Origin of the sequence: Leucobacter komagatae, from assembly GCF_000834055.1 — a bacterium.
Taxonomy (GTDB): domain Bacteria; phylum Actinomycetota; class Actinomycetes; order Actinomycetales; family Microbacteriaceae; genus Leucobacter; species Leucobacter komagatae_A.
The window spans coordinates 230,500-254,657 of the sequence record NZ_JXSQ01000003.1; the positions used below are offsets into that span (position 1 = coordinate 230,500).

Consider the following 24,158-nt stretch of genomic DNA (forward strand, 5'->3'; position numbering starts at 1 on the left):
CCCACAACGAACTGGATCACTCATGCTTGATCTCATACTGCGCAGGCTCGAAAACACGATCATCGCGGTCACCTTCCTCTTCATCACGCTCCTGGCCTTCGCCAACGTGATCGCGCGATACGTCTTCCACGCCTCATTTTCGTTCACCAGCGAGCTGCTCATCAACCTCGCTGTGCTGCTGACCATGGTTGGCGCCGCCGCTGCAACGCGGCTCGGCACCCACCCGAGTTTCAGCCTGCTTCGCGACTCGAGTCGCGGAGCCCTGCACAAGATCGTCGTCGTGCTCGTCTGCGCCGGAATGCTCGTGTTCTTCCTTATCCTCATGTGGCTCGGATTCGAGACCGCGATGAAACAGCTCGAGTCTGGCCGGCTCACCCCCGCGCTCCAGATGCCGCAGTGGATCTTCTCGATGGGCTTGCCCCTCGGCGCGCTGCTCGGCGTGATCCGCACCATCCAGGTCGCCGTGATCGAGCTCCGCGGCGGCGAAGCATTCAAGGGCGAGGAAGCCGAAGCGCTTGAGGTCGCAGAGGCCGTCCAAGCTGAAACCGAAGCGCTCGAGGACGCCCAGCGTCAGCGCGTGACACCCACAGATACCCACACCACACCACAGGAGGGCGGCCGATCATGATTGAACTCGTTCTGTTCGGCACATTCCTCGTGTGCCTCTTCATCGGCGTCCCCGTCGCAATGTCAATGGGCCTGTCCGCGTTCGCCACCATCATGTTCACCGGCGGCATGAAGGCGCTCGCGCCAGCATCGAGCATTCTCTATGCCGGGCTGTCGTCCGAGACGCTGCTCGCGATCCCTTTCTTTATCCTCGCCGGTGTCATCATGGAGCTCACGGGGATATCCAGACGACTCGTCGAGTTCGCTGATGCCTGCTTCGGGCACATGAAGAACGGGATCGCGCTCACCGCGATCCTCACGGCGCTGCTGTTCTCATCGATCTCTGGCTCCGGTCCCGCAACCGTGGCAGCGATCGGCGGCATCCTCATTCCGGCACTCGCCAAGCACGGCTACAGCAAGCGCCACGCTGCCTCGCTCGTTGCCACGTCGGGCGAGCTCGGCATCATCCTTCCCCCGAGCATCGCGTACATCGTCTTCGCCGTTGTCGCAGCCGACTACGCAGGGCCAGGCGTCGACCGTGTCACCATTGGTCGCTTGTTCATGGCTGGCGTCGTACCAGGCCTTATCCTCGTCGTCGTGCTCTACTTCATCGCGAGGTTCCTGCCGCGCGACATGGAGATCGCAAAGGCGAACGCTGCAACGCACCTGAGTGAAGCGATGGGCAAGAACCCGCGCTCGCGCACCGCAACCGTCACCGCTACCGGTGCGGTCGCGAGCACGGCAGACAACACCGGTCTGCTCACGATCGACGACGTCACCCCGGCTAACGCGAGCTCGGGCGGCGGGATCGGGATGCGCGCAGAGCGTGCACCGGCCGGAGTCGTGTTCAAGGCATTCATGCGAGCGGTCCCTGGACTCCTCGTGCCGGTGATCATTCTCGGCGGCATCTACGGTGGTATCTTCACGCCAACGGAGTCCGCAGCCGTTGCCTCCGTCTACGCGCTCGTTGTCGGGCTGTTCGTCACCCGAGAGCTGAAGCTCCCAGAGGTATTCAAGATCTTCACCTCCGCTGGCATCATGTCCGGGCGCATCATGCTCATCATCGCCTCGGCGACGCTGTTCGCCTACGTGATCACGCGCAACCAAATCGCCAGGCACGTTGCCGACTGGATGCTCAGCATCACGGACAGCATGGTGCTGCTCGTGCTCATCATCAACCTCGCACTGCTCATCGCTGGCATGTTCCTCGACGCGATCTCGGCGTTCTACCTCTTCATCCCGCTGTTCGTTCCCGTGCTCCTCGAGCTCGGCATGAACCTCACCACCATTGGCGTGATGATGACGATGAACCTCGCGATCGGGCTCATCACACCGCCCGTCGGCATCGACCTCTTTGTCGCGGCGAGCATCGCGAAGATCCCGTTCGGCGAAGCGGTGAAGGGCGTCGTCCCGTTCGTCGTCTCCGGCATCGCGGTACTCATGCTCGTGACATTCATCCCCGCGCTCAGCAACTGGCTGCCGGACTTGCTCGGGCTGTAGCCCAACGAAGGAACAACGAACCATGTCACAAGAATTCGCAGGCAAGGTCAGCGTCGTTACCGGCGCTGCTGGCGGCATCGGCGCCGCGATTGCAATCGAGCTCGCCGCCCGCGGCTCCGACGTGCTCATCGTCGACGTCACGGATGGTGCAGCCACGGTCGCTGCCATCGCCGAGCGCACGGGAAACGCCGTTCGGGCCCGCAGCGAGGTCGTCGACATTCGCGACCGCACAGCGGTTCGCGCGTGCCTCGACGGTCTCGTGAAGGACTGGGGCTCACTCGACGTGCTCGTGAACAACGCAGGCACTGCCGGGAGGCTCAGCCTTGAGGAGATGACCGACGAGATCTGGGAGCGCGACATCCAGACGAACCTCACCGGTACCTTCCTCATGACGCAGAGCGCGGTGTACCCGCACATGCGCGATGCGGGTGTTGGGGCGATCGTGAACGTGAGCTCGATCTCTGGCATCATCGGCGGCGCGAACTCGGGCGGTGACGGGGCCGCCCGCACCGGACCAGCCTACGCAGCGTCGAAGGGCGGAGTCATCGCCTTCACCAAGTGGGTCGCGAAGGAGGTCGGGCCGCTCGGCGTGACCTGCAACACCGTCGCTCCCGGTCCGGTTGCGACGCCGATGACGGCGGGCGTCCCGTACCCGGTCGACGCGCAGCCGATCCAACGGATCGGACAGCCACAGGATATTGCCGAGGCCGTCGCGTTCCTCGCCTCACCGGGGGCTACCTACATCACGGGCGAAACTCTGAAGGTCTGCGGCGGCACCGCCATCGGCTAGCCAGCAGCAGACACGCCTCACCGATGGCGCGCTCCCCATCCCGGAGCGCGCCGTCACCGCCCCACACCGGGGGCGCCACGTGGAATCCCACGCTCCTCACGGTCACAAGCTGGAAGGAGGACACGATGCACCCATTAACGCATCCAGGTCCCCAAACCCAACCCAGAATCATCGCTCGGCCAGTCAGCACGAAGCGCGCGATCTGCGCACTCACCGGCGGCCGACCAGTCATCGATCAACTGCATGAGACACTCCAAGCGCTCGGCGCTGACAGCGGCTTTGCGGAACTCCATGGCGGAAACTACGCCCCGCTGAGCTACTGCGTGCCCGACGTCGCAACCGCGGAGAAAGCACTGAGCTTCTCGGAGACCCGCGGGCATGACCGGGCCCACCTCATGTACGGTTCCGTCACGCTCGGATGGCGCGACAACGCGCCGTATATGCACAGTCACTGCTTCTGGCAGGCCCCGGGCGGAGCCCTTGAGGGCGGACACGTCTGGCTCGAAACCGAGTCGGGTGCCGACGCGCCCTTTGCGATCGTCACCGCCGTATTCGGCGCGCAGTGGCGCAGCACAACCGACCCGGAAACCCTCATGCCGGTGTTCACGCCGGAAGCCAACAGTTACGAAGCAGAGCGGAGCACACCCATGCTGACAGCACACACGCCCCTCGTCGATGGCGCGCCTCCCGTCGGAGCACACGACACGATCATCGCCAGGGTGCTCCCGAACGTCGACATCACCGACGCGCTGCTGCGGGTGTGCCGCGAGTCCGGCTTCGAACGCGCATCGGTGCGCGCCGGCCTCGGCAGCTTCGTCGGAGCGACGTTCATCGACCGCGCGAGCGGTGAGCGCGTACTCATCGACGGCCCAGCAACCGAGGTCATCGCGCTCATCGGTGACGTGCGCACCAGCGACGGCGAGCTCACCGCTCGATTGAGCTGCACGCTCGTCGACCGGCACGGCGAGATCCGCGCGGGCGAGCTCGTGCCGGGGGAGAACCTCGTCGCGGCAACCTTTGAACTGACGGTGCAGCGCCTCGATGCGCCAACCGTCACCGTGAACTAACCACACCACCCACCACTGTTAAAGGAGAACACACATGGACGTCAACCTCACTAAGGATCTGCTCGGCGACGAAGAAGAGGCAGACCTGGGCGAGTGGCTCGTAGCCGACGGTGACACCGTCGCTGAGGGCCAGGCGATCGCCTCGATCGAGACTTCGAAGCTCGTCAGCGAGCTCGTCGCTCCCGCAGCCGGCGTCATCGCGCTGAAGAAGGAAGAGGGCGACCTGGTTTCCCTCGACGAAACCATCGCCACGATCGAATAGGGAGCCACATGACTGACTACCAGACAGCAGAGCACGGCCTCGCCGGGCTCGAACTCATGGCGAAGATCCGTGAGTTTGAGCGCCGTATGCCGCTGCTCTCAGAGGAGGGGCTGATCCGCGGATCAACCCACCCGTCGCTCGGCATGGAAGCGGTCGCCGTCGGCGTATCGCTCGCGCTGCGCGACGACGACGCGATCGCGAGCACGCACCGCGGTCACGCACACACGCTCGCCAAAGGCGCTGACTTTGGTCGCACGATGGCCGAGATCCTCGGCCGCGCCGACGGCTACTGCGGCGGCAAGGGCGGATCGATGCACATCGGCGTCAAGGAGATCGGCGTGCTCGGCACGAACGGGATCGTGGGCGCCGGCATCGGTATCGCGACGGGAGCTGCGCTCGCGTCGAAGATGAAGGGCGAAGACACCGTTGCCGTTTCGTACTTCGGCGACGGCGCCTCCAACCAGGGCGTGCTGGCTGAGGCGTTCAACCTCGCCGCCATCTGGAACCTGCCCGTGATCTTCGTGCTCGAGAACAACCACTACGCGCAGTCGGCGTCGATCGACGACATGGTCGCGCAGCCCGATCTCACGAAGCGCGGAGAAGCCTACGGCGTGCCGTCGTTTAGCGGCGACGGCATGAACCTGCAGGAGGTCTACGAGCTCGCGAGTGCCGCGGTTGCCCGCGCCCGCGCTGGCGAAGGCCCGACGCTGCTCGTGCTCGACACGTACCGCTACCTCGGCCACATGGCCGGCGATACCGAGATCTACCGCAGCGCCGATGAGGTCGAGGCCGCGAAGGCGAACGACCCGATCGATTCGCTGCTCGCGCAGCTCATCGAGCAGGGCGTCATCACCCAGGCCGAATGGGACACCAAGACGAAGCAGCTCTTCGAGGAGGTCGAGGCGGCGGAGCAGTTCGCGCGCAACTCGCCGTTCCCCGACGTGAGCGAGGCCTTCACCGATGTGTACGCGAAGGGAGCGAACGCATGAACGCGGCACCAAAAGAGATGGTGACCTGGCGCGCACTCAACGGCGCCATGCACCAGATCCTCGAGGATCACCCCGAGGCATTCGTGCTCGGTGAAGACATCACGACCTGGGGCACGGGCGGCGGCACCTACGGTGTGACGCGCGGCCTGCTGAAGAAGTTCGGCAAAGAGCGCGTGATGGACACCCCCATCAGCGAAGAAGTGCTCCTTTCAGCGGTCTCGGCCGCTGCGGCACGCGGCACACGCCCGATCCTCGAGATCATGTACTCCGACTTCGCCTTCCTCGGCTTCGACGGCATCATCAACCAGGCCGCCAAGGCCAGGTACATGTTCGGCGGCCAGTTCGACACTCCGCTGGTGATTCGCAGCAACGGCGGATCCGGCATCGGCAAGGCAGCTCAGCACTCGCAGTCGCTCGAGACGCTCTTCGCCCACATCCCCGGGCTTGAGGTCGTGCTCCCCGGCACCCCGGGAGACGCCTACGGCCTGCTCCGCACGGCGGCGGCGAGCGACAACCCGACGATCTTCCTTGAGCACAAGAACCAGTACTACGATCGGGGGCCGGTAGACCTCAAGCCCATCCCGTTCGGTGAAGCGCGCATCGCCCGCGAGGGCACGCACGCAACGATCGTCGCGACGCAGCAGATCCTCGCGTACGCGATGCTCGCCGCGGAGGAGCTGGCAGCGGATGGCATCGAGGTTGAGATCATCGACCCGCGCACGCTGTTCCCCTTCGACATGGACGCCGTCTACAAGTCGATCGGCAAGACGAGGCACCTCGTTGTCGGCCACGAGGCCGTCCGCGATTACGGCTGGGGCGCCGAGTTCGTCGCCCAAACCGTTGAGGCTGCCTGGGACAAGCTCGACGCGGCCCCCGTCCGCATCGGTGGCGCACGTGTGCCGATCCCGTATGCGCAGACGCTGGAAGAGGCCGTGATCCCGTCCAAGGACGACATCATCGCAGCGGTCAAGCGGACCCTCGCGTAAGTAAGCACCGAGTGGAGGGGCGGCCCAGCCGCCCCTCCACTCCGTTTCCCCCCAGTTTTCCTGGTGCCTCAAAGTGACGGGCGCCAGCTGTGTCATCCCCGAAAGGTTTCCCATGAATCGTCTGCTCAACAAGTCCTGCCTCGTCTTCGGCGGTGGATCGGTCGGGGGCGAAACGAACAACGGTGTCGCCGCCGCCATCACCTACGCCCGCGAGGGGGCACATGTCACCATCGTCGATATGAGCGCCGCAGCCGTCGACGACGGTGTGCAGCGGGTGCGGGAGGAGTGCGAGGCCGTCGGCGTTGTGCCCTCCGTGCTTGGCGTGGTTGGCGACGTGACGAGCGAGGACTCCGTTCGTGCTGCGGTCGACGCTGCCGTCGCGGAGTTCGGCGGCATCGATGTGCTCCACAACAATGTGGGGATCGCGCGGATGGGCGGGCCGGTCGAGCTGACGATGGACGAGTGGAACCTCTCGATCAACGTGAACCTCACGAGTGTGTTTCTCACCTGCAAGTACGTGCTCCCGCACATGCTCGAGCGTGGTGCAGGCAGCATCATCAACATCGGCTCGGTCGGCGGCATGCGCTACATCGGATACAACTATCCGAGCTACTCGGCAACGAAGGGTGCCGTCGCTCAGTTCACCCAAAACCTTGCCCTCGAATATGCCTCGCACGGTATCCGCGCGAACACGATCGCACCCGGGTACATCAACACCCCGATGATTTACCGCGACATCAGTTCCGCATACGACACGGTCGAGGAAATGGTTGCCGCCCGCGACGCACTGTCGCCGACGGGCAAGATGGGGGACTCGTTCGATGTCGCGAACGCGGCACTGTTCCTCGCCTCTGACGAGTCACGCTACGTGAACGGCGTGTGCCTGCCCGTCGACGGCGGGCTCGTCCAGAGCTCTGCACCGCAGGCGCAGGCTCACTGATCAGGCGCTGGGTTGCCCTGCCGCTCGCGGTCCATGAGGATCTCGAGCCACGCGAAGTGGCCGTCGATGGTTTCTGAAGCGGCGGCGGCATCACCGGCCTGAACGGCGGCGTAGATCGCCTGGTGCACGGTGCGCATCGTCGTGAAGTCGTGCTCAAGCGTGAGGTACTGCAACGTGCCCTTGAGTACCGGCTGCAGCATCTCCGAGAAGAAGATGAGCCCGGCCGAGCCTGAGGCGGCGAACAGGGCGCGGTGAAAGCTGCCGTCAGCTTCGAGGAGGAGTTCGCCGTCCTCCGTGGAGTGCATCGCATCGATGCTCGCTTTGAGCGCGGCTAACGCGGCCGCATCAGCGTTCGCGCACGCCTCGACCGCAGCCTGTCGCTCGAGCGCGTGCCTCACGGAGATGAGTGAGTCGAGCGTCATCTGCTGGAACATGAGGCTGAGGATGAGCACGTCGCCGGTCTGCTCTGGCTGCACCCCCGTGTAGTAGGTGCCCAGCCGCTCCCGACGCTGAAGCGCGCCCATCGACTCAAGCTTGCTCATCCTGTCGCGCAGGGTGTTGCGGCTCAGGTTGAGCTCCTGGCTGAGCTCCCGCTCGCTCGCGAGGCGCTGCCCTGGCTCCATCTGCAGGAGCATTTCGACGAGCGAGTGCAGCGGGGGATCGTTGATCAGGCTCTTCGCGAACCGGTGGTTCTTGAGTGCACCGGCTGTGTCATCGAGCTTTCGACTGTTCGTATCCACCGCGGTCTCTCTCCCTGGTTGTGCTGTCATAGGTATACCACGCCGCCAGGGCTCCAGCTGACACTCGCTGGAGCTCGTCGACAAGTTCCGCGGGTGCGGGCCATGGCGCGTAGGCGAACTACACTGACTAGGTGAGTAAGCCGCGCGTATCAAGACTGCCAGACCGGATGCCACGACGGATCCTGCAGCTGTCGATCGGTCTCGCGCTGTTCGGCATCGGGGTCTCGCTGATTCTCAAATCGAACCTCGGGGCCGCCTCCTGGGACGTGTTGACACAGGGGCTTTCCCACCACGTTCCCCTGAGCTTCGGCACGATCACAATTATCATGAGTGGGCTTGTGCTGCTGTGTTGGATCCCGCTGCGCCAGCGCGTCGGGGTGGGGACGATTGCGAACGCGATCCTTGTCGGCGTCTTCGCCGACATCGGGCTGGCGGTATTCCCAGCGCCGGGGCCGTTCTGGTTGCGCCTGCTCGTGCTGCTCCTTGGCGTCGTGCTCGTCGGCATCGCGAGCGGCATCTATATCGGTGCAGGGTTCGGATCGGGGCCGCGTGACGGCTTGATGATCGGCCTGCACCGGGTGACCGGGTTGCCGATTTGGGTGGTGCGCACGGGGCTCGAAGTTGTCGTTGTTGTGGCTGGCTGGTTCCTCGGCGGCACCGTCGGTATCGGGACGATCGCGTTTGCCCTGCTCATTGGGCCGCTGTGCCAGGTGTTTCTACCACTGTTCGCGATCACCGATGCCGCGTCAGCGGAGACCGAGGTCGATCCCGCGCTCGAGGCCCCGGTGGTTGTCAGCGACCCGGAGTTCGCGCCGATCGACACGGGGACCGTGAACATCGTCACGGGGACCGTGAACATCGTCACGGGCACGGGCACGGGCACGGGCACCGGCACCGGCGCCGACACCGCAGCGGGCCGCGGCGACGGGGCAACAGCGAAGCGTGAGCCGGCCGAAGCAGCACCTGCGCTCCCGAGCGATCCTGAGCGCCCGCTCGGCTAACCGAAGCCGGCGGCCCCGGCACTCGCGGGTCCGGCACTGGCACCCGCCTGCGCGGCACTGGCACCGGTGGCCATCGTGCCGGCGGATTCGCGCGCGCTGGGGAGCGTTGCAAGTTTCCCCGATCCGATGACACGTAGCGCGAGCCGCGCGACTTCGTGCTCGGGATCGATCCGCAGTGCCTCAGCGAGCTGCCGGTGCGCGACCGATTCGAGTCCGCGCGCCCACCAGGCGAGTGCGCAGAGCGCGATAAGTGCTGGCCGTGCTGCCGTCGCTTCGAACGGGACGAGGTAGGCGAGGTGGTCTGACGCCGCTGTGAGACGCGCACGCGCTCGGGCGACGGCCGCGGTGTCGCCCGCCCCGGGTTTCCCTGCGCCTGCACTCAACACCGCCTCGCTGTGCGCGAGCTCGTCAAACGCGCAGGCCCAGCCGGCGTCGGTGCTGAGCGCCGCCAACAGTTCAGCGGTCTCGTCAGCGCGGAGGGTGCGCGGGTCAGCGAGCCGGGATACCCGGTCGCGGATGTTCTCGGCCGGTGGCTCCACTCGGTCGGCTCCGTGCGCGTCTTGCCCTTGGCGTTCGGGCTCCGCGTCCGCGCCACACCCGTCGCGTTGCTGTGCGGGGTGCGCTATCGCGGCGCGCTCGGCCGCCGAGATATCGCGGAACGCCCCGAGTTCAGAGAGCGTCGGTACCTGGCCGCCGCCGTGTACGCGGCTCGCCATGATCTCGGCGAGCGGTCGGCCGAACCGCGGAGGCGTCTGGTCGTAGAAACTCACCCAAGCGTCTGGCGCGATGCAGCAGAGCTCGCGCGGGCGTTGGCCGTTGCGTGCCAGCAGTCGCTCGAGCGACTGCGCAAACCGCCGCCATGGCGCCCCACGCGCTTCGGCGAAACTCAGCGAGCTCGAGATCACCACCGCCGGCGGGCTCGCACCGAACCGGTCCTGGGCGCTGCGCAGGCAGGCCACGAGTTCGTCAAGGTACGCCGCAACCTCCGGGCCTGCCTCGCTGTCTGGCAGGTCAACGCGGACGGTGCTCTGGGCGCGGGAACCGGAGAACAACACGATGAACAGGCTGTCCGGTGCCGTAAAGCCGACGAGCCTTGGGAGGGCGGCGAGAAAGTCGGCAGTGGTGTCACACTTCAGCACCTCAGGGCGACGCTGCGGTGCGGCCGCCGAGTGTGAGACCACGCGGTCTGGGGGAGCGGGAGTAGCAGGTGAATGAGTCATGCCACCAGTGTGCGGGCGCGCTGGCACCGATCCGCGGCTATCCACAGCCCGCCAAGCCAGTCGCCCCCTCCACGGTACCTGTGGAGGGGGCGACTGGGGTGCTGCTAGACGGGAACTACCGCTGTGCGTCGACCTGTGTGAGGTCGGCCTCGAGCGCCACCCAGGCGAGCATTGCGCACTTCACCCGCATGACGAACTTCGAGACGCCCTGCAGCGCAACGGCATCCCCGAGGAGTTCCTCATCGGGTTCGCCCTCGGTCTTGCCGTGGATCATCTCCCTGAACGCGGCGATCCGCTCGCGTGCAGCCTCACCGTCAAGCGTCTCGTCGCGAACGATCTGCGAAAGGATCGACGCCGAAGCCATCGAAATCGAGCATCCCTGGCCATCCCACGCGAGCGAGGTGATTTCCCCGCTTGCGGGATCCACCGCGATTGACAAATCAATCTCGTCGCCACAGCTCGGATTGAACTCGTGATGCGATGCTGTGAGCGAGTGCTCAGCATGCGCAAGTTCCCCCTTGCCGATGGGTCGCTTCGAGTGGTCGAGAATAACCTCTTGATACAGTCCGTCGAGCGCGCTCACGCGGACACCTCCATTCCAAAGTACTGCTGGGCGCCGCGCACTGCGGCAAGAAAACGGTCAACCTCGTCCTCGGTTGTTGTCACGTGCACGCTCGCGCGCGTCGACGACGCCATGCCGAGTGCCCGGTGCAGCGGCTGCGCGCAGTGATGGCCGACGCGCACGAGCACACCCTGCTCATCAAGGTACTGCCCGAGATCATGCGCGTGTAGCCCCTCGACAGCCACCGACGTCAGCGCAATGCGCTGTGAGGTGTCTGATGGGCCGAGCAGGCGTACCCCTGGCAGCTCCTCGATTCCCGCGACGAGCCGTTCGACGAGCTCGTGCTCGCGGGCCGCAATACGATCCATCCCGATCTTCGTGAGGAACCCCACTGCGGCGCCGAGGCCGACGACCTGCGAGACGGGCTGCGTTCCCGCCTCGAAGCGCAACGGCGGCGGCATGAACTCGGCGGTCTCCATCGTGACCCGAGTGATCGCCGAGCCACCCGTGCGCGCCGCGGGGAGCGCGCTGAGCATCTCGGGGGTGCCGTACAGCACGCCGATACCGTTCGGGCCGAGCATCTTGTGGCCGGAGAACGCGGCAAAGTCGACGCCGAGCTCAGCGAAGTTCACCGGGATGTGCGGGACGGACTGGCAGGCGTCGAGCACCGTGACTGCGCCGACCGCGCGCGCGAGTTCAACGAGCTCGGCGACCGGTGCGACAAACCCGGTGACATTTGAAACGTGCGCGAATGCGAAGAAGCGGGTCCGCTCAGTGATTGCCGCGCGTGCATCATCAATGGTCCACGTGCCGTCCTCGCGCACCGGAATGTAGGTGAGCGTCGCGCCCGTCTTCGTCGCAAGACGCTGCCACGGGATAAGGTTCGCGTGATGCTCGGCCTGGGTGATGAGTATCTCGTCACCGGCGCCGAGCGCGAACCGTTCGGAGCCTGCCACGCCATTGCCAAGGTTTGCCTCGGCGATGCCGAGCGTGACGAGGTTTAACGCGTCCGTCGCGTTTTCTGCCCACACGATCTGCTCCGGGGTCGCGGCGCCAACGAATTCGGCGACGAGGGATCGGGCGCCCTCGAATGCGCCGGTTGCCGCACCGACGGCGCCACTCGTGCCGCGGTGCACTGCGGCGTTCGAGTGCGCAAGGAACTCGCGTTCCGCGTCGAGCACCGCGAGCGGGCGTTGCGAGGTGGCAGCCGAATCGAGGTATGCCGGGGCGAGCGCGGCGGCCGCGCCAGCAGCGGCTCGCTCATCGATCGCAGCGAAGTAGGGAAATGCGGCGCGAAGGCCTGCAACTTCAACCGGGGACACAGAGGCATGCATGGGAACCATTCTTCCACTTTCGGCCCCCGCGCGGTCGGTGAGCGGGGCGAGAATCGTACGCTGCAAGCGAATGCCGGGGTGCAGCTGACGCGTCACGCGACGGGGCCGCGCATCCCATAGGATCAGGATCGTGCTCGGTGATGTGATCTATGAAGCCCTGCAGCTCGCGGGGATCCTCGCGTTCGCGCTCTCGGGTGCGCTCGTTGGTGTCCGCCGCAACCTTGATATTCTCGGTGTCGTCGTTGTCGGCGCAGCAACGGGAACCGGGGGAGGGATCCTCCGCGACATTCTCCTCGGCGTCCACCCGCCCGTGTCATTTCTGCACTGGCCCAACCTTGTGGTCGCCGTCGCAGGCTCCCTCGTCGTGTTCTTCGTGCACCCGCGGCTCACAAGGATCCGCCGTTTCGAGGTGGTGTTTGACGCCTTCGGGCTCGGGCTTTTCTCTGCAAACGGGGCGGCGCTCGCACTCGCGAGCGGCCAGGCGCCGATCACGTCGGTGCTCGTCGGCACCATCGCGGCGATTGGCGGCGGCGTCATCCGCGATGTCCTCGTCGACACCGTGCCAGGGGTGCTCACACGAGAGCTCTACGCGGTATCGGCGCTGCTCGGCGCAGGACTCGCTGTCGCCGTCGTCGCGCTCGGCGGCGGAGTGATTGCGGGTTCGCTCGTCGGCGGAACGACCGCGATCGTGCTGCGGCTCACGTCTGTCGCGCGCGGCTGGCACCTGCCGCGGCCGAAGTTCGCGCCGGAAACGGGCAAAGCAAGCCCCGACGCCCCGTAGCCAGCGCGCTGGTAGGGGTGCTCGCCTCCGCGCTGAGTGCGCGCTGCTTGGGGTGCTCGCCTGCGCGCTGGCCGCGTACCGCCGCGCCTCAGCTAGACGTCGCGGCCGCTGCCCGAGGGGGTGAGGAGCCAGTTGACCACGCCAGCGAGCATGGTGAACGCCGCTGCGAGGAACGGCAGCGCAAGCGCGGCAGCGACCCCAACATTCTCGGCGATCGTTCCACCAACGGCCGACGAAAGCGACTGGCCGAGGATGACCCCGGAGCCGAGCATCGTCATCACCGTCGCGCTCCGCCCCTCTGGGCTGCGCGCCGTGCCGAGCCCGTACAGGGTGACGAGCAGCGGCCCGATACCGATGCCGGTGATCGCGAGGCCGAGCGCAATCTGGCCCGTGCTCGACGCGGTGGCCAACAGTGCCTCGCCAGCGACGACAAACACCCCAAAGACCAGCCAGCGGTAGCGGAGCGTGAACTTCGGGGAGAAGAACGAGACAGAGATGGCGAGGATCGCCGAGCCGATGCCCATGATCCCGTAAAACAGCCCGGCGGCCTCCGGCTTCCCGAGATCCTGCATGAACGCGGTCAGCGCAGTCAGCGTAGAACCAAACACGAGGCCAACTCCGGCGATGCCGGCGACAACAACGAGCAGGGAAGGTCGTGCGAGCTCCGCAGCCGGAGCAAGCGTCGCCGCACGCTCAGCCACGCTCTTCGCCGGCGCGCTGGTGTGGTGCATCGCGAACGCAATGATGAACAGGATCGTGAGCGCAGCGGCGGCGAGAATCGGCGTACGCGGCCCAAAGAACGTCGCAAGGACGCCGACGATAACCGGCCCGAAGACGAACACGACCTCGTCGGCGGCGGACTCGTACGCGAGCACCTGCGACATGACCTTCGGCCTGCGGGCTGGCGGGAGGAAGTTCTGGATAATGAGCACCAGCCGCGACCGAGACATCGGTGACGTCTGTGGGCTCGTCGCGCCCACGGTAAACGCGACAGCGAGCATCGCCCAGTCGGGGGAGCTCGAATACGCGATGAACGCCAGGGCAACGAGTGCCGCGCTGTGCGTGACCGCGGCGATGAGCAGCGCGACTCGCTGCCCGTACCGGTCGGCTGCCGCGCCGATGAACGGCCCGACGATCGCGGAACCGATGCCGACGACGGCGGACGAGATCCCGCCGAGCTGGAGCGAGTCGCGCGCGGAGACAACGAGTGTGAGAACACCGACCACCATCATCGCGAACGGGAGGCGTGCGACGAGCGCGAGGGGGAAGTAGGCAACGCCTGTGCGCTCGATGAGCGTGGGTGCCGGCTGGGAATTGTGCATAGCCGCCCTAGCTTACCCGACCCGAACCTTTCGCGAACGGTTGTTCATCGCACGGCCCCCCGAGTACCATGAAACCGATGAGTGTAAACCTCTTGTGAACCTTCTGTTGCAGATGAGGGGGTGCGTGGTTGTGAACAGCACCGAAAAATCGCCCGATGTGCGCTTCCTGAGCGCGGTCGAAGTGCGCACCGCCGGCGGGGTCACATGGATCGCCGCAGCGTTCCACACCAGACTCGGTCTGCTCGAAGCGGTCTATCGAGTGCACGCCGAACGGACCTCGTTCGAAACGGCCTACCTCGGCGCCGTCGGATACTGGGACACCAACCACCCCTTCTGGCGTGAACTTGTCGTGCTCACGGTGCACGAGGCGCCCCCGAACACACAGCCGGGTATTCCGGCGAGGGTGCTCCGCGAGCTCGGAATGGCTGGATCGCCCGTGTCGAGCGCGCGCCCGTTCATGTGGGCGCGAGGGGGCGGTCGAACGGGAGGGCGCAGAGCCGTGTTCCCCATCGGGAGGAGACCGCGCTGAACGGCGCGGGTCGACAGTGGATCGAAACGGGGGTACAGCCACGTAGCATTAGGGCATGATCCTTCTTGCTGCGACCCCGATTGGCAACCTCGGCGACGCGTCGGTCCGACTGCGTGAGACGCTCGCAAACGCCACTGTGATTGCGGCAGAGGACACGCGCCACACGGCCCAGCTGCTCCGCCTGCTCGACATCGAGGCACGCCCGGAACTCGTTGCCCTCCACGACCACAACGAGCATGACCGGGCGGCCAGCCTCGTGGAGCGCGCGAAGCACGAGGACATCGTGCTCGTGAGCGACGCCGGAATGCCGACCGTGTCAGACCCCGGGTTCCGCGTCGTGCAGCTCGCCGCTGAGGCCGGTGTGCAGGTGAGCGCGATCCCGGGGCCCTCCGCTGTGATCACCGCGCTCGCCGTATCGGGGCTGCCGACCGATCGGTTCGCGTTCGAGGGGTTCCTGCCGCGCAAGGGCGGCGACCGCAACCGCCTGCTCCGCGAACTCGCTGGCGAGCGACGCACACTCGTGTTCTTCGAAGCGCCGTCGCGGCTCGCCACGTCGCTCGCCGACCTTGCCGATGTGTTCGGGGCGGATCGTCCCGCTGCTGTCTGTCGCGAACTCACGAAGCTCTACGAGGAGGTCAAGCGCGGCGGTCTCGCCGAGCTCGCCGAGTGGGCGCGGGCCGGGGTGCGCGGAGAGATCGTGATCGTCGTCGGCGGTGCGAGCGCAGGGGCCGCATCGCCTGAAGCCGCGCTCAGCGAGGTGCTTGAACGCGTCGCAGCTGGGGACCGCCTGAAGGACGCTGCGCGAGAGGTAGCTGAAGCGTCTGGGCTGTCGAGCAAAGCGCTCTACGCCGCCGCGCTCGCCGCAAAATAGCAGCGCGTCAAGGCCCCTCCCAGGCTTGCGGCCACCCCATAGCGCAGACTTGGAGGGGTGCCGGACCGAGACCACGTCACCCACCCACCAAGAATTTAGGATCCAAGTGAAACTTTCACACGTACTTCTGCCCACAGCTATCGTTGGCGCGCTGCTGCTTTCCGGCTGCGGCGCGAGCGGTGGCCCCACCAAGGACGCTTCGGGCGATGAGTGCCTCGCGTCCGGCTCCGCCAGCGAGTCCATCGAAGTCAAGGGCGACACCGGTGTTGACCTTGAAATCACCAGCAAGCTGCCGCTGAAGGCCGACAAGCTTGAGCGTTCGGTCCTCACCGAGGGCGAGGGCAAGGTCATCGAAGACGGGCAGACAGTGGATGTCGCGCTCTCGCTCTTCAACGGCAAGGACGGGACGGTCTTGCAGCAGCAGCCCGAAGCCCCAATGCCGTTCACCAAGGGCGCACTCGTTGGCTGGGCAAATGACGCGTTCCGCTGCGCGGTACCCGGCCAGCAGGTCGCGATCACAGCGTCGTTCGCTGAGATGTACGAGGGCGCGGAGCCCGAGCAGATGGGTCTCACGGACGTCACCAACAAGGACGCCATCGTCGCGGTCATGGAATTCGGCAAGATCGAAGATTCGGTCGCGGAGCCCGGCACGCTTGAGCCGGGCGACCTGCTGAAGAAGGCCGAGGGCAAGGCGCAGGCAGCACCGAAGGGCTTCCCGACGGTGAAGCTTGCTGACAACGGCGAGCCGACCATCACCATCCCCGAGGGCGTCGAGCCGCCGAGCGAGCTCTCGGTTGCGACCCTCATCGAGGGTGACGGTGACGTCGTCGAGCCGGGCGATCGCGTGTACGTGAACTACCGCGGCATCATCTGGAGCACCGGCGAAGAGTTTGACTCGAGCTGGAGCCGCGGCGAGCCGATCCCGTTCCGCACCAACGAGGTCATCGGTGGCTTCACCAAGGCGCTGGAGGGCCAGAAGGTCGGCTCCCAGGTCATCTCGATCGTGCCCGCAGAAGACGGCGGCTACGGCGCGGCGCAGCTTGAGAGCATGGGGCACAAGCCGGACGACGTGATGGTCTTCGTGCTCGACATCCTCGGAACGGTTCACTCCGAATAACCCCGACGGGTCACACCTCCCAGCGCGCCTCATGCAGAATAGATGCATGAGGCGCGTTGTGATTTTGGGGTCAACAGGTTCGATCGGTGAGCAGGCGCTCGACGTCATCAGGCGACACCCCGACCGGTTTGAGGTCGTTGGCTTGGTGACGGGGTCAAACGCGGCGCGGCTTGCCGAGCAGGCGGCGGACTTTGGGGTCGAGCACACCGGGCTTGGCGTGGATGCCGCAGTGCAGCTCGTGCGCGACGTCGACGCAGACGTGGTGCTCAACGGCATCACCGGTTCCGTCGGTCTCGCGCCGACGATCGCGGCGCTCGAGTCGGGTCGCACCCTCGCGCTCGCGAACAAGGAGTCGCTCATCGTCGGCGGCGACCTCGTGAAGCGGCTCGCACGGCCCGGGCAGATCGTGCCCGTTGATTCGGAACACTCTGCGCTTGCGCAGGCGCTCCGGTCAGGCACCAACGAGGAGGTGCGTAGGCTCGTGCTCACTGCATCCGGTGGGCCTTTCCGCGGACGCACACGCGCGGAGCTTGCGAACGTAACGCCGGCTGAGGCGCTCGCGCACCCGACGTGGGACATGGGCAGGGTCGTCACAACGAACTCGGCGACCCTCGTGAATAAGGGCCTCGAAGTGATCGAGGCGCACCTGTTGTTCGACGTCGCGTTTGCGCAGATCGATGTCGTGGTGCATCCGCAGTCGGTCGTGCACTCGATGGTGGAGTTCATCGACGGATCCACCATCGCACAGGCCTCCCCGCCCGACATGCGCCTCCCGATTGCGCTCGGCCTCACGTGGCCCGAACGGCTCACGAACATTGGTGTGCCGCTTGATTGGACCCAGGCAACGAGTTGGGAATTTGAGCCCGTGGATCACGAAGCGTTCCCCGCGCTGAACCTCGCCAAGCACGTCGGCGAGGCGCGCGGCACCTACCCTGCAGTGTTCAACGCAGCCAATGAGGAGGCCGTCGACGCCTTCCACGACGGCAAGATCCCGTTCACCGGTATCGTCGACGCGGTGCGCGAGGTCGTCGACCGGCACGATGCCCCGGCCGACCTGACGCTCGAGTCGCTCGCCGCGGCAGAAACCTGGGCTCGGGCCGAGGCGCACCGGGTGTTCGGCGCGTAAGAACCTGCCCAGTCTGCGGATCCGCCCCACCGCCACCCGCCGCCGCGCACGCCAACTTCGTGTCAGTTTGCCCCGGAAACTCGGCCGATCTGGCCGGCAAACCGGGGCAAACTGACACCGACTTCGCGGGTGGCACCAAATCGGCGGCGAGTTCCCACGGCCGGCAGGGTAGACTCTGGCGTAACAACTGAACACGCCGTTTAGGCATTGCGGGAGAGACCGGGTGAAGCCCGGCGCCGTAGGAGCAAACCCTCCCCGGGAAACTCTCAGGCACCTGTACCGCAACGCGTAGGCAACTCTGAAAAGCAGCGGGTCGACCGCTCACCGAAGGTGCAAGGGCGCAGGTGTTGTAGTTGACACTCGCTTGAATCTCTCAGGTCACAGTACAGAGCGGGGAGGATCTTGAGTTGGTCGCGCGCGGCCCTGACATCGGAGATCCTCTTTTGACTTCATCAGCCCCTTCAGTACCCTTCGCAGACCGCCACATCGGTGTCGCGTCTGACGCAGACCAGCGCAGCATGCTCGATGTGCTCGGCTTCGGCACACGCGCAGAACTCGTCGACGCGGCAGTGCCAGCCGCGATCCGCAGCGAACGCGCGCTCGACCTCCCAGACGCGCTCAGCGAGGAGGGCGTGCTCGCGGAACTCCGCGGCCTGGCGTCGCAGAACGTCGTGAAGACGCAGCTCATCGGCCAGGGCTTCTACGGTACGCACACGCCGCCAGTGATCCGCCGCAACGTGCTCGAGAGCCCCGCCTGGTACACCGCCTACACGCCGTACCAGCCCGAGATCTCGCAGGGCCGGCTCGAGGCGCTCCTGAACTTCCAGACGATGGTCGCAGATCTCACCGGGCTCCCCGTCGCGAACGCATCGATGCTCGACGAAGCGTCCTCAGCCGCAGAAGCAGTGCTGCTCATGCGCCGAGCCAACAAGGCGAAGGCCGACGCGAAGACCGTGATCGACGTCAACCTCTTCCCGCAGACCACCGCGGTGATTCAGGGCCGCGCCGAGGCGCTCGGCTTCGAGGTCGAGATTGCGGATCTCTCCCTGGGCCTGCCCGACGGCGAGATCTCGGGCATCGTGCTGCAGCAGCCAGGCAACGACGGCGCAGTTGTGGATCACTCGGCCGTGATCGCCGCAGCCAAGGAACGCGGCGCGATGGTCACCGTCGCAGCGGATCTCCTCGCGCTCACCCTCATCACCTCACCGGGTGAGCAGGGCGCCGACATCGCCGTCGGCAACACGCAGCGCTTCGGAGTCCCGCTGTTCTTCGGCGGCCCGCACGCGGCCTTCCTCGCCGTGCGCGAGGGCCTCGAGCGTTCCCTCCCGGGCAGGCTCGTCGGCGTTTCGAAGGACGCGGAGGGCCGCACCGCGTACCGCCTCGCCCTGCAGACCCGCGAGCAGCACATCCGCCGTGAGAAGGCCACGAGCAACATCTGTACCGCGCAGGCGCTGCTCGCCATCACGGCGTCGATGTACGCCGTCTACCACGGCCCTGATGGGCTGAAGCGGATCGCGCAGCGCACCCACGCGCACACCCGCTCGCTCGCAGCTGCGCTCACGGGCGCAGGCGTCGAGCTTGCGCGCGATGCGTTCTTCGACACGCTCTGGGCGAGCGTTCCTGGCAAGGCCGCCGCGACCGTCGCCGCAGCGGCAGAAGCCGGCCTGAACTTCCGTCAGGTCGACGCCGACACCGTCGGCATCGCGTTCGACGAGACCACGACGGCGGCAACCGTCGCAGCGGTCGCTGCGGTGTTCGGCGCGAAGGCTCCCGAGGCAGTCGCTGCGGGCGAGTATGCGTTCTCGGGCGCGCTCGTCCGCGAGAGCGAGTACATGACGCACCCGATCTTCCACCAGGTGCGTTCGGAGACACAGATGCTCCGCTACCTGCGCCGCCTCGCCGACCGTGACCTCGCGCTCGACCGCACGATGATCCCGCTCGGCTCCTGCACCATGAAGCTCAACTCGACCGCCGAGATGGAGTCGATCTCGTGGCCCGAGTTCGCTGGGATCCACCCCTACGTTCCGGCCGACCAGAGCCGGGGCTGGCGCGAGCTCATCGGCCGCCTCGAGAACTGGCTGCTTGAGATCACCGGATACGCCGGCATCTCGCTGCAGCCCAACGCCGGCTCACAGGGCGAGTACGCTGGCCTGCTCGCGATCCGCAGCTACCACCTCGCCAACGGCGATACCGATCGCGACATCTGCCTCATCCCCGAGTCCGCGCACGGCACCAACGCGGCGTCTGCCGTGCTCGCAGGCATGCGCGTCGTCATCGTGAAGAACACCGAGTCAGGCGCGATCGACCTCGCAGACCTCGACGCGAAGATCGAGAAGCACGCCGACGCGCTCTCGGCCATCATGATCACGTACCCCTCGACCTACGGTGTGTACGACGCCGACGTGCGCGACGTCTGCGACCGAGTGCACGCAGCCGGCGGCCAGGTCTACATCGACGGCGCGAACATGAACGCGCTCGTCGGCCTCGGCAAGCCGGGCGAGTTCGGCGGCGACGTGTCGCACCTCAACCTCCACAAGACCTTCGCGATCCCGCACGGCGGTGGCGGACCAGGCGTCGGCCCGGTCGCGGTCGCAGAACACCTGAAGCCGTACCTCCCGGGCAACCCGACGCGTGCGGCTGGCGCAGAGGGGATCCAGACGACAGACGGTATCCCCGTCGCAGCGACGCTCTTCGGCTCCGCCGGTGTGCTCCCGATCTCGTACGCATACGTCGCCATGATGGGGGCCGACGGCCTCACCCGCGCGACCGAATCCGCGCTGCTGTCGGCGAACTACATCGCCAAGCGCCTCCGCGACCACTTCCCGGTGCTGTTCACGGGCGAGACCGGCCTCGTTGCGCACGAGTGCATCCTCGACCTCCGCGAGCTCACAGCGAAGTCAGGGGTCACGGCGGAGGACGTTGCAAAACGCCTCATCGATTTCGGCTTCCACGCCCCGACCCTCGCGTTCCCGGTGCCGGGCACACTCATGGTCGAGCCAACCGAGTCTGAGGATCTTGGCGAGATCGAGCGCTTCATCGAGGCGATGATCCAGATTCGCGCCGAGATCGACGAGGTCATCGCCGGCAGCGTGGAGATCGCCCAGTCGGTGCTGCGCAACTCTCCGCACCCCGCGGCCGTCGTCGTGAGCGACAGCTGGGACCGCGCGTACACCCGCGAGCAGGCCGCGTTCCCGAGCGAGCGCCTGCGCGTCGACAAGTATTTCCCGCCAGTGGCGCGCATTGATGGCGCGTTCGGCGACCGCAATCTTGTCTGCTCCTGCCCGCCCATCGAAGCTTACGAGGACTAACCATGACTGCGACCACCACACCACAGCACACGGCGCTCCACGCCGAGCACGAGAAGCTTGGCGCTTCGTTCACCGACTTCGGCGGCTGGGATATGCCGCTGAAGTACGCGAGCGAGCTCGCCGAGCACCGCGCGGTGCGCGAGGCTGCAGGCCTCTTCGACCTCTCGCACATGGGCGAGGTGTGGATCTCGGGCGCTGACGCGGCCGTGTTCCTGAACACCGCGCTCGTCGGTAACTTCGCGGTCACCGCGGTTGGTAAGGCGAAGTACTCCCTCATCTGCAACGAGGAGGGCGGGATCGTCGACGACCTCATCGTCTACCGCGTCGCAGAGACGCGCTTCCTCGTCGTGCCGAACGCCGGCAACGCCCCCGTGGTCGCGCAGCTGCTCACCGAGCGCGCCGCTGGCTTCGACGTCGAGGTGACCGACGCCTCAGCCGAGACGGGGCTCATCGCCGTGCAGGGCCCCAACTCTGCGGCCATCGTGAGCGGAGTCGTTGCTGACGACGCCGAGCGCGCCGCCGTCGCAGACCTCGCCTACTACGCGTGGACGGCGGTCACGGTCGGCGGAATCGACGTGCTCCTCGCACGCACCGGTTACACCGGGGAGGACGGGTTCGAGCTGTTCATCCCGGCTGACCGCTCGCCAGAGCTCTGGCAGCTGCTCATCGCGGCGGGCGAGGACAACGGCCTCGTGCCGTGCGGTCTCGCTGCGCGCGACTCGCTCCGCCTCGAAGCCGGAATGCCGCTGTACGGCAACGAGCTCGGCCTCGACACCACCCCGTTCACCGCCAATCTCGGCGGCGTCGTCTCCTTCAAGAAGGCAGAAGACTTCGTCGGCCGCGCAGCCCTCGAGGCCGCGAAGGAGGCGGGCCCGCGCCGCGTGCTCGTCGGGCTCAAGGGCCTCGGGCGGCGTGCCGGACGCGGCGGCTACGCAGTGTTTGCGCCCTCGAGTGGCGCCACCGATGAAGCGCCGCGCGAGATCGGCGTCATCACGAGCGGCCAGCCGAGCCCGACGCTCGGCTACCCGGTCGCGCTCGCGCAGCTCGACGTGCCCTACTCAGAGGTCGGCACGACCGTCGACGTCGACCTCCGCGGTAAGCGCGAGCCGTTCGAGGTCGTCGCCCTCCCGTTCTACAAGCGAAACGCGTAACGCCGCACCGGCCAACGCACCCAACCCACGAGAAAGACAAGAAACAACATGAGCCAGGTACACGCAGGATTCCGTTACTCCGAAGAGCACGAGTGGATCGACGAGAACAGCCCAGCAACCGTTGGTGTGAGCCAGGTCGCAGCCGACGCGCTCGGCGACGTCGTCTACATCGAGCTCCCCGAGGTGGGCAAGCAGCTCACCGCCGGCGAAGTTTGCGGCGAAATCGAGTCGACGAAGTCGGTCTCCGATCTTTACAGCCCGGTCACGGGAGAGGTCGTTGAGATCAACGACGCCGTCGTCTCCGACCCGGCACTCGTGAACAGCGACCCCTACGGAGCGGCGTGGCTGTTCAAGGTCGCCGTCACCGAGTTCGGGCCCCTGCTGTCGGCTGAGGATTACGCCGCAGCAAACGACGCAACCGTTTAATTTACGAACCGAAAGGCAGGCCGCAGCGTGGCGATCAGCGTATTCGACCTTTTCACCGTCGGCATCGGGCCATCGAGCTCGCACACGGTGGGTCCGATGCGTGCGAGCCACGCCTTCGCGGCGGGGCTCGTGAACCACGGCCTGCTTGACCGTGTTGCCGGGCTGCGGGTGGACCTCTTCGGTTCGCTCGCGGCCACCGGCCACGGACACGGCACGTTCACCGCGATCCTGCTCGGGCTCGAAGGCTTTGACCCCGAGCGGGTGCTGCCGACCGAGGTCGAGGCGGCGCTCGAACGTATCGAGGAGACCGGCGAACTCCGTGTCGGCGCTGAACTCGGCGCCGCACCCGCCGTGGTGCGCTTCGGCGTCGCCGACATGGTGCTGCGCCCCCTCACCGTGCTCGAAGCGCACACCAACGGTATGCGTTTCGCCGCCATCGATGCGGCCGGCGAGGTGCTTGACGAGCAGACCTACTACTCCGTCGGCGGCGGCTTCATCGTGCGCGAGGGCGCAGAGGAGAAGATCCTCGACCGGCTCGAGCAGCAGCTCGCCGAGCAGCCATACCCCTTTACCACCGGGGCCGAACTTCTCGAGCACGCGGCGACGAGCGGGCTGAGCATCGCGGGCGTGATGCTCGAGAACGAACTCGTCACGCGCGATGAGGAGAGCGTCCGCGCTGGCCTCGCCCATATTTGGGACGTCATGGAGGAGTGCAAGAACTCCGCGCTAACCCGCACCGGTGTCCTCCCCGGCGGGCTCAACGTGCGCCGGCGAGCGCCGGAGTGGCATCGCAAGCTCTCCGAGCAGGATCCACATCGCGACCCCGTCTTCTGGCAGGAGTGGATCAACCTCGTCGCGCTCGCCGTGAACGAGGAGAACGCCTCTGGTGGCCGCGTCGTCACCGCGCCGACGAACGGTGCAGCCGGGATCATCCCCGCCGTGCTCTTCTACGCAACGCACTACGCGCAGATCCCCGAGCTGGGTACGGCGCGCACCCCGGGTATCGGTGGGGGATCGGCCGCGCCGCGAGCCGTCTCCCTGAGTGCCGAGCAGAAGCAGCGCGTCGTCGTCGACTTCCTGCTCGCAGCCGCTGCGGTCGGTGTGCTCTACAAGGAGCAAGCATCAATCTCGGGCGCAGAGGTCGGCTGCCAGGGTGAGGTCGGATCCGCGTCCTCGATGGCGGCTGCTGGCCTCGCGCAGATCCTCGGGGGCACCCCGGAGCAGGTCGAGAACGCCGCAGAGATCGCGATGGAGCACAACCTCGGACTCACGTGCGACCCCATCGGCGGGCTCGTGCAAATCCCGTGCATCGAACGCAACGCGATCGCCGCATCGAAGGCGATCAACGCCGCGAAGATGGCGCTCATGGGCGACGGCTCCCACCACGTCACCCTCGATGAGGTCATCATCACGATGCGCGAGACCGGCAAGGACATGAGCGACAAGTACAAGGAGACCGCCCGCGGCGGGCTCGCCGTCAACGTTATCGAGTGCTGAGCGCGTCACACCGCGGCGGAACCGGGAACTCTG

Annotated in this window: 23 protein-coding genes and 1 riboswitch; of the genes, 18 read left to right on the plus strand and 5 right to left on the minus strand. The window is 66.5% G+C overall.

Features of this window, described 5'->3' with window-relative positions; genetic code table 11:
- Nucleotides 1-22 precede the first annotated feature (22 nt).
- The 8 genes from SD72_RS04060 (at nt 23) to SD72_RS04095 (ending at nt 7,140) form a co-directional block, all read left to right on the plus strand.
- Nucleotides 23-628 (plus strand): TRAP transporter small permease, encoded by a 606-nt coding sequence (locus tag SD72_RS04060; protein ID WP_052492451.1) that lies wholly within the window; start codon nt 23-25, stop codon nt 626-628.
- On the plus strand, nt 625-2,106 hold the full coding sequence (locus SD72_RS04065; protein ID WP_042543135.1) for a TRAP transporter large permease: 1,482 nt from the start codon (nt 625-627) through the stop codon (nt 2,104-2,106). The genes SD72_RS04060 and SD72_RS04065 overlap by 4 nt, the downstream gene beginning before the upstream one ends.
- 22 nt (nt 2,107-2,128) lie before the next feature.
- Nucleotides 2,129-2,896 carry an SDR family NAD(P)-dependent oxidoreductase gene (locus tag SD72_RS04070; RefSeq protein ID WP_042543136.1) on the plus strand — a complete coding sequence of 256 codons (768 nt, stop codon included), beginning with the start codon at nt 2,129-2,131 and terminating at the stop codon, nt 2,894-2,896.
- Between the two features lie 125 nt (nt 2,897-3,021).
- Nucleotides 3,022-3,963, plus strand: a complete 942-nt coding sequence (locus SD72_RS04075) for a PCC domain-containing protein (protein WP_042543137.1) — start codon at nt 3,022-3,024, stop codon at nt 3,961-3,963.
- Nucleotides 3,964-3,997: 34 nt separating this feature from the next.
- Complete coding sequence (locus SD72_RS04080; RefSeq protein WP_042543138.1) at nt 3,998-4,225, plus strand: biotin/lipoyl-containing protein; 228 nt, start codon at nt 3,998-4,000, stop codon at nt 4,223-4,225.
- 8 nt (nt 4,226-4,233) lie between these two features.
- On the plus strand, nt 4,234-5,214 hold the full coding sequence (locus tag SD72_RS04085) for a thiamine pyrophosphate-dependent dehydrogenase E1 component subunit alpha (protein ID WP_042543139.1): 981 nt from the start codon (nt 4,234-4,236) through the stop codon (nt 5,212-5,214).
- Complete coding sequence (locus SD72_RS04090; RefSeq protein WP_052492452.1) at nt 5,211-6,200, plus strand: alpha-ketoacid dehydrogenase subunit beta; 990 nt, start codon at nt 5,211-5,213, stop codon at nt 6,198-6,200. Before SD72_RS04085 ends, SD72_RS04090 begins: the two co-directional genes overlap by 4 nt.
- Before the next feature lie 112 nt (nt 6,201-6,312).
- Complete coding sequence (locus SD72_RS04095; protein ID WP_042543140.1) at nt 6,313-7,140, plus strand: SDR family NAD(P)-dependent oxidoreductase; 828 nt, start codon at nt 6,313-6,315, stop codon at nt 7,138-7,140.
- Here SD72_RS04095 and SD72_RS04100 read toward each other — a convergent pair.
- Nucleotides 7,134-7,910: a FadR/GntR family transcriptional regulator gene (locus tag SD72_RS04100; protein ID WP_084766757.1), complete on the minus strand. Its 777-nt coding sequence runs from the start codon at nt 7,908-7,910 to the stop codon at nt 7,134-7,136. The genes SD72_RS04095 and SD72_RS04100 overlap by 7 nt on opposite strands.
- Before the next feature lie 101 nt (nt 7,911-8,011).
- Between SD72_RS04100 and yczE the strand changes: the two genes are divergently transcribed.
- Complete coding sequence (yczE, locus tag SD72_RS04105) at nt 8,012-8,881, plus strand: membrane protein YczE (RefSeq protein ID WP_198141849.1); 870 nt, start codon at nt 8,012-8,014, stop codon at nt 8,879-8,881.
- On the opposite strand, the gene SD72_RS04110 is transcribed toward yczE, so the two are convergent.
- From SD72_RS04110 to SD72_RS04120, 3 genes are all read right to left on the minus strand, one after another.
- Nucleotides 8,878-10,101 carry a DUF4192 family protein gene (locus tag SD72_RS04110; RefSeq protein ID WP_157000448.1) on the minus strand — a complete coding sequence of 408 codons (1,224 nt, stop codon included), beginning with the start codon at nt 10,099-10,101 and terminating at the stop codon, nt 8,878-8,880. The genes yczE and SD72_RS04110 overlap by 4 nt on opposite strands.
- Nucleotides 10,102-10,216: 115 nt before the next feature.
- Nucleotides 10,217-10,684 (minus strand): Fe-S cluster assembly sulfur transfer protein SufU, encoded by a 468-nt coding sequence (gene sufU, locus SD72_RS04115; RefSeq protein ID WP_042543143.1) that lies wholly within the window; start codon nt 10,682-10,684, stop codon nt 10,217-10,219.
- The gene (locus tag SD72_RS04120) at nt 10,681-11,997 is read right to left on the minus strand and encodes an aminotransferase class V-fold PLP-dependent enzyme (RefSeq protein ID WP_232299634.1); all 1,317 of its coding nucleotides are present in this window, start codon (nt 11,995-11,997) and stop codon (nt 10,681-10,683) included. Before SD72_RS04120 ends, sufU begins: the two co-directional genes overlap by 4 nt.
- Nucleotides 11,998-12,127: 130 nt before the next feature.
- Between SD72_RS04120 and SD72_RS04125 the strand changes: the two genes are divergently transcribed.
- Entirely contained in the window at nt 12,128-12,778 is a 651-nt protein-coding gene (locus tag SD72_RS04125; RefSeq protein ID WP_198141851.1) for a trimeric intracellular cation channel family protein, read from the plus strand.
- A 92-nt stretch (nt 12,779-12,870) separates the two neighbouring features.
- Here SD72_RS04125 and SD72_RS04130 read toward each other — a convergent pair whose 3' ends face one another.
- Nucleotides 12,871-14,100 carry an MFS transporter gene (locus SD72_RS04130; protein ID WP_042543145.1) on the minus strand — a complete coding sequence of 410 codons (1,230 nt, stop codon included), beginning with the start codon at nt 14,098-14,100 and terminating at the stop codon, nt 12,871-12,873.
- Between the two features lie 130 nt (nt 14,101-14,230).
- Here SD72_RS04130 and SD72_RS04135 point away from each other — a divergent pair, with 130 nt between their 5' ends.
- The 8 genes from SD72_RS04135 to SD72_RS04170 all read left to right on the plus strand — a co-directional run bounded on the left by SD72_RS04135 (nt 14,231) and on the right by SD72_RS04170 (nt 24,125).
- Nucleotides 14,231-14,629, plus strand: a complete 399-nt coding sequence (locus tag SD72_RS04135) for a hypothetical protein (RefSeq protein ID WP_157000449.1) — start codon at nt 14,231-14,233, stop codon at nt 14,627-14,629.
- A 55-nt stretch (nt 14,630-14,684) separates the two neighbouring features.
- Nucleotides 14,685-15,500 (plus strand): 16S rRNA (cytidine(1402)-2'-O)-methyltransferase, encoded by an 816-nt coding sequence (rsmI, locus tag SD72_RS04140; RefSeq protein WP_042543147.1) that lies wholly within the window; start codon nt 14,685-14,687, stop codon nt 15,498-15,500.
- A gap of 106 nt (nt 15,501-15,606) precedes the next feature.
- Nucleotides 15,607-16,617 (plus strand): FKBP-type peptidyl-prolyl cis-trans isomerase, encoded by a 1,011-nt coding sequence (locus SD72_RS04145; RefSeq protein WP_042543148.1) that lies wholly within the window; start codon nt 15,607-15,609, stop codon nt 16,615-16,617.
- A 46-nt stretch (nt 16,618-16,663) separates the two neighbouring features.
- Entirely contained in the window at nt 16,664-17,743 is a 1,080-nt protein-coding gene (gene dxr, locus SD72_RS04150; RefSeq protein ID WP_042543149.1) for a 1-deoxy-D-xylulose-5-phosphate reductoisomerase, read from the plus strand.
- A 200-nt stretch (nt 17,744-17,943) separates the two neighbouring features.
- Nucleotides 17,944-18,035, plus strand: a riboswitch (glycine riboswitch).
- Between the two features lie 151 nt (nt 18,036-18,186).
- A complete protein-coding gene (gene gcvP, locus SD72_RS04155; RefSeq protein WP_042543207.1) occupies nt 18,187-21,051 on the plus strand; it encodes an aminomethyl-transferring glycine dehydrogenase in 2,865 nt (954 codons plus the stop codon).
- Nucleotides 21,052-21,053: 2 nt separating this feature from the next.
- Nucleotides 21,054-22,202 carry a glycine cleavage system aminomethyltransferase GcvT gene (gcvT, locus tag SD72_RS04160; RefSeq protein WP_042543150.1) on the plus strand — a complete coding sequence of 383 codons (1,149 nt, stop codon included), beginning with the start codon at nt 21,054-21,056 and terminating at the stop codon, nt 22,200-22,202.
- Between the two features lie 48 nt (nt 22,203-22,250).
- Nucleotides 22,251-22,628, plus strand: coding sequence for a glycine cleavage system protein GcvH (gene gcvH / locus SD72_RS04165; RefSeq protein ID WP_042543151.1), 378 nt, complete (start codon nt 22,251-22,253; stop codon nt 22,626-22,628).
- A 27-nt stretch (nt 22,629-22,655) separates the two neighbouring features.
- Nucleotides 22,656-24,125, plus strand: a complete 1,470-nt coding sequence (locus SD72_RS04170) for an L-serine ammonia-lyase (protein WP_042543152.1) — start codon at nt 22,656-22,658, stop codon at nt 24,123-24,125.
- The last annotated feature ends 33 nt before the right edge of the window (nt 24,126-24,158 follow it).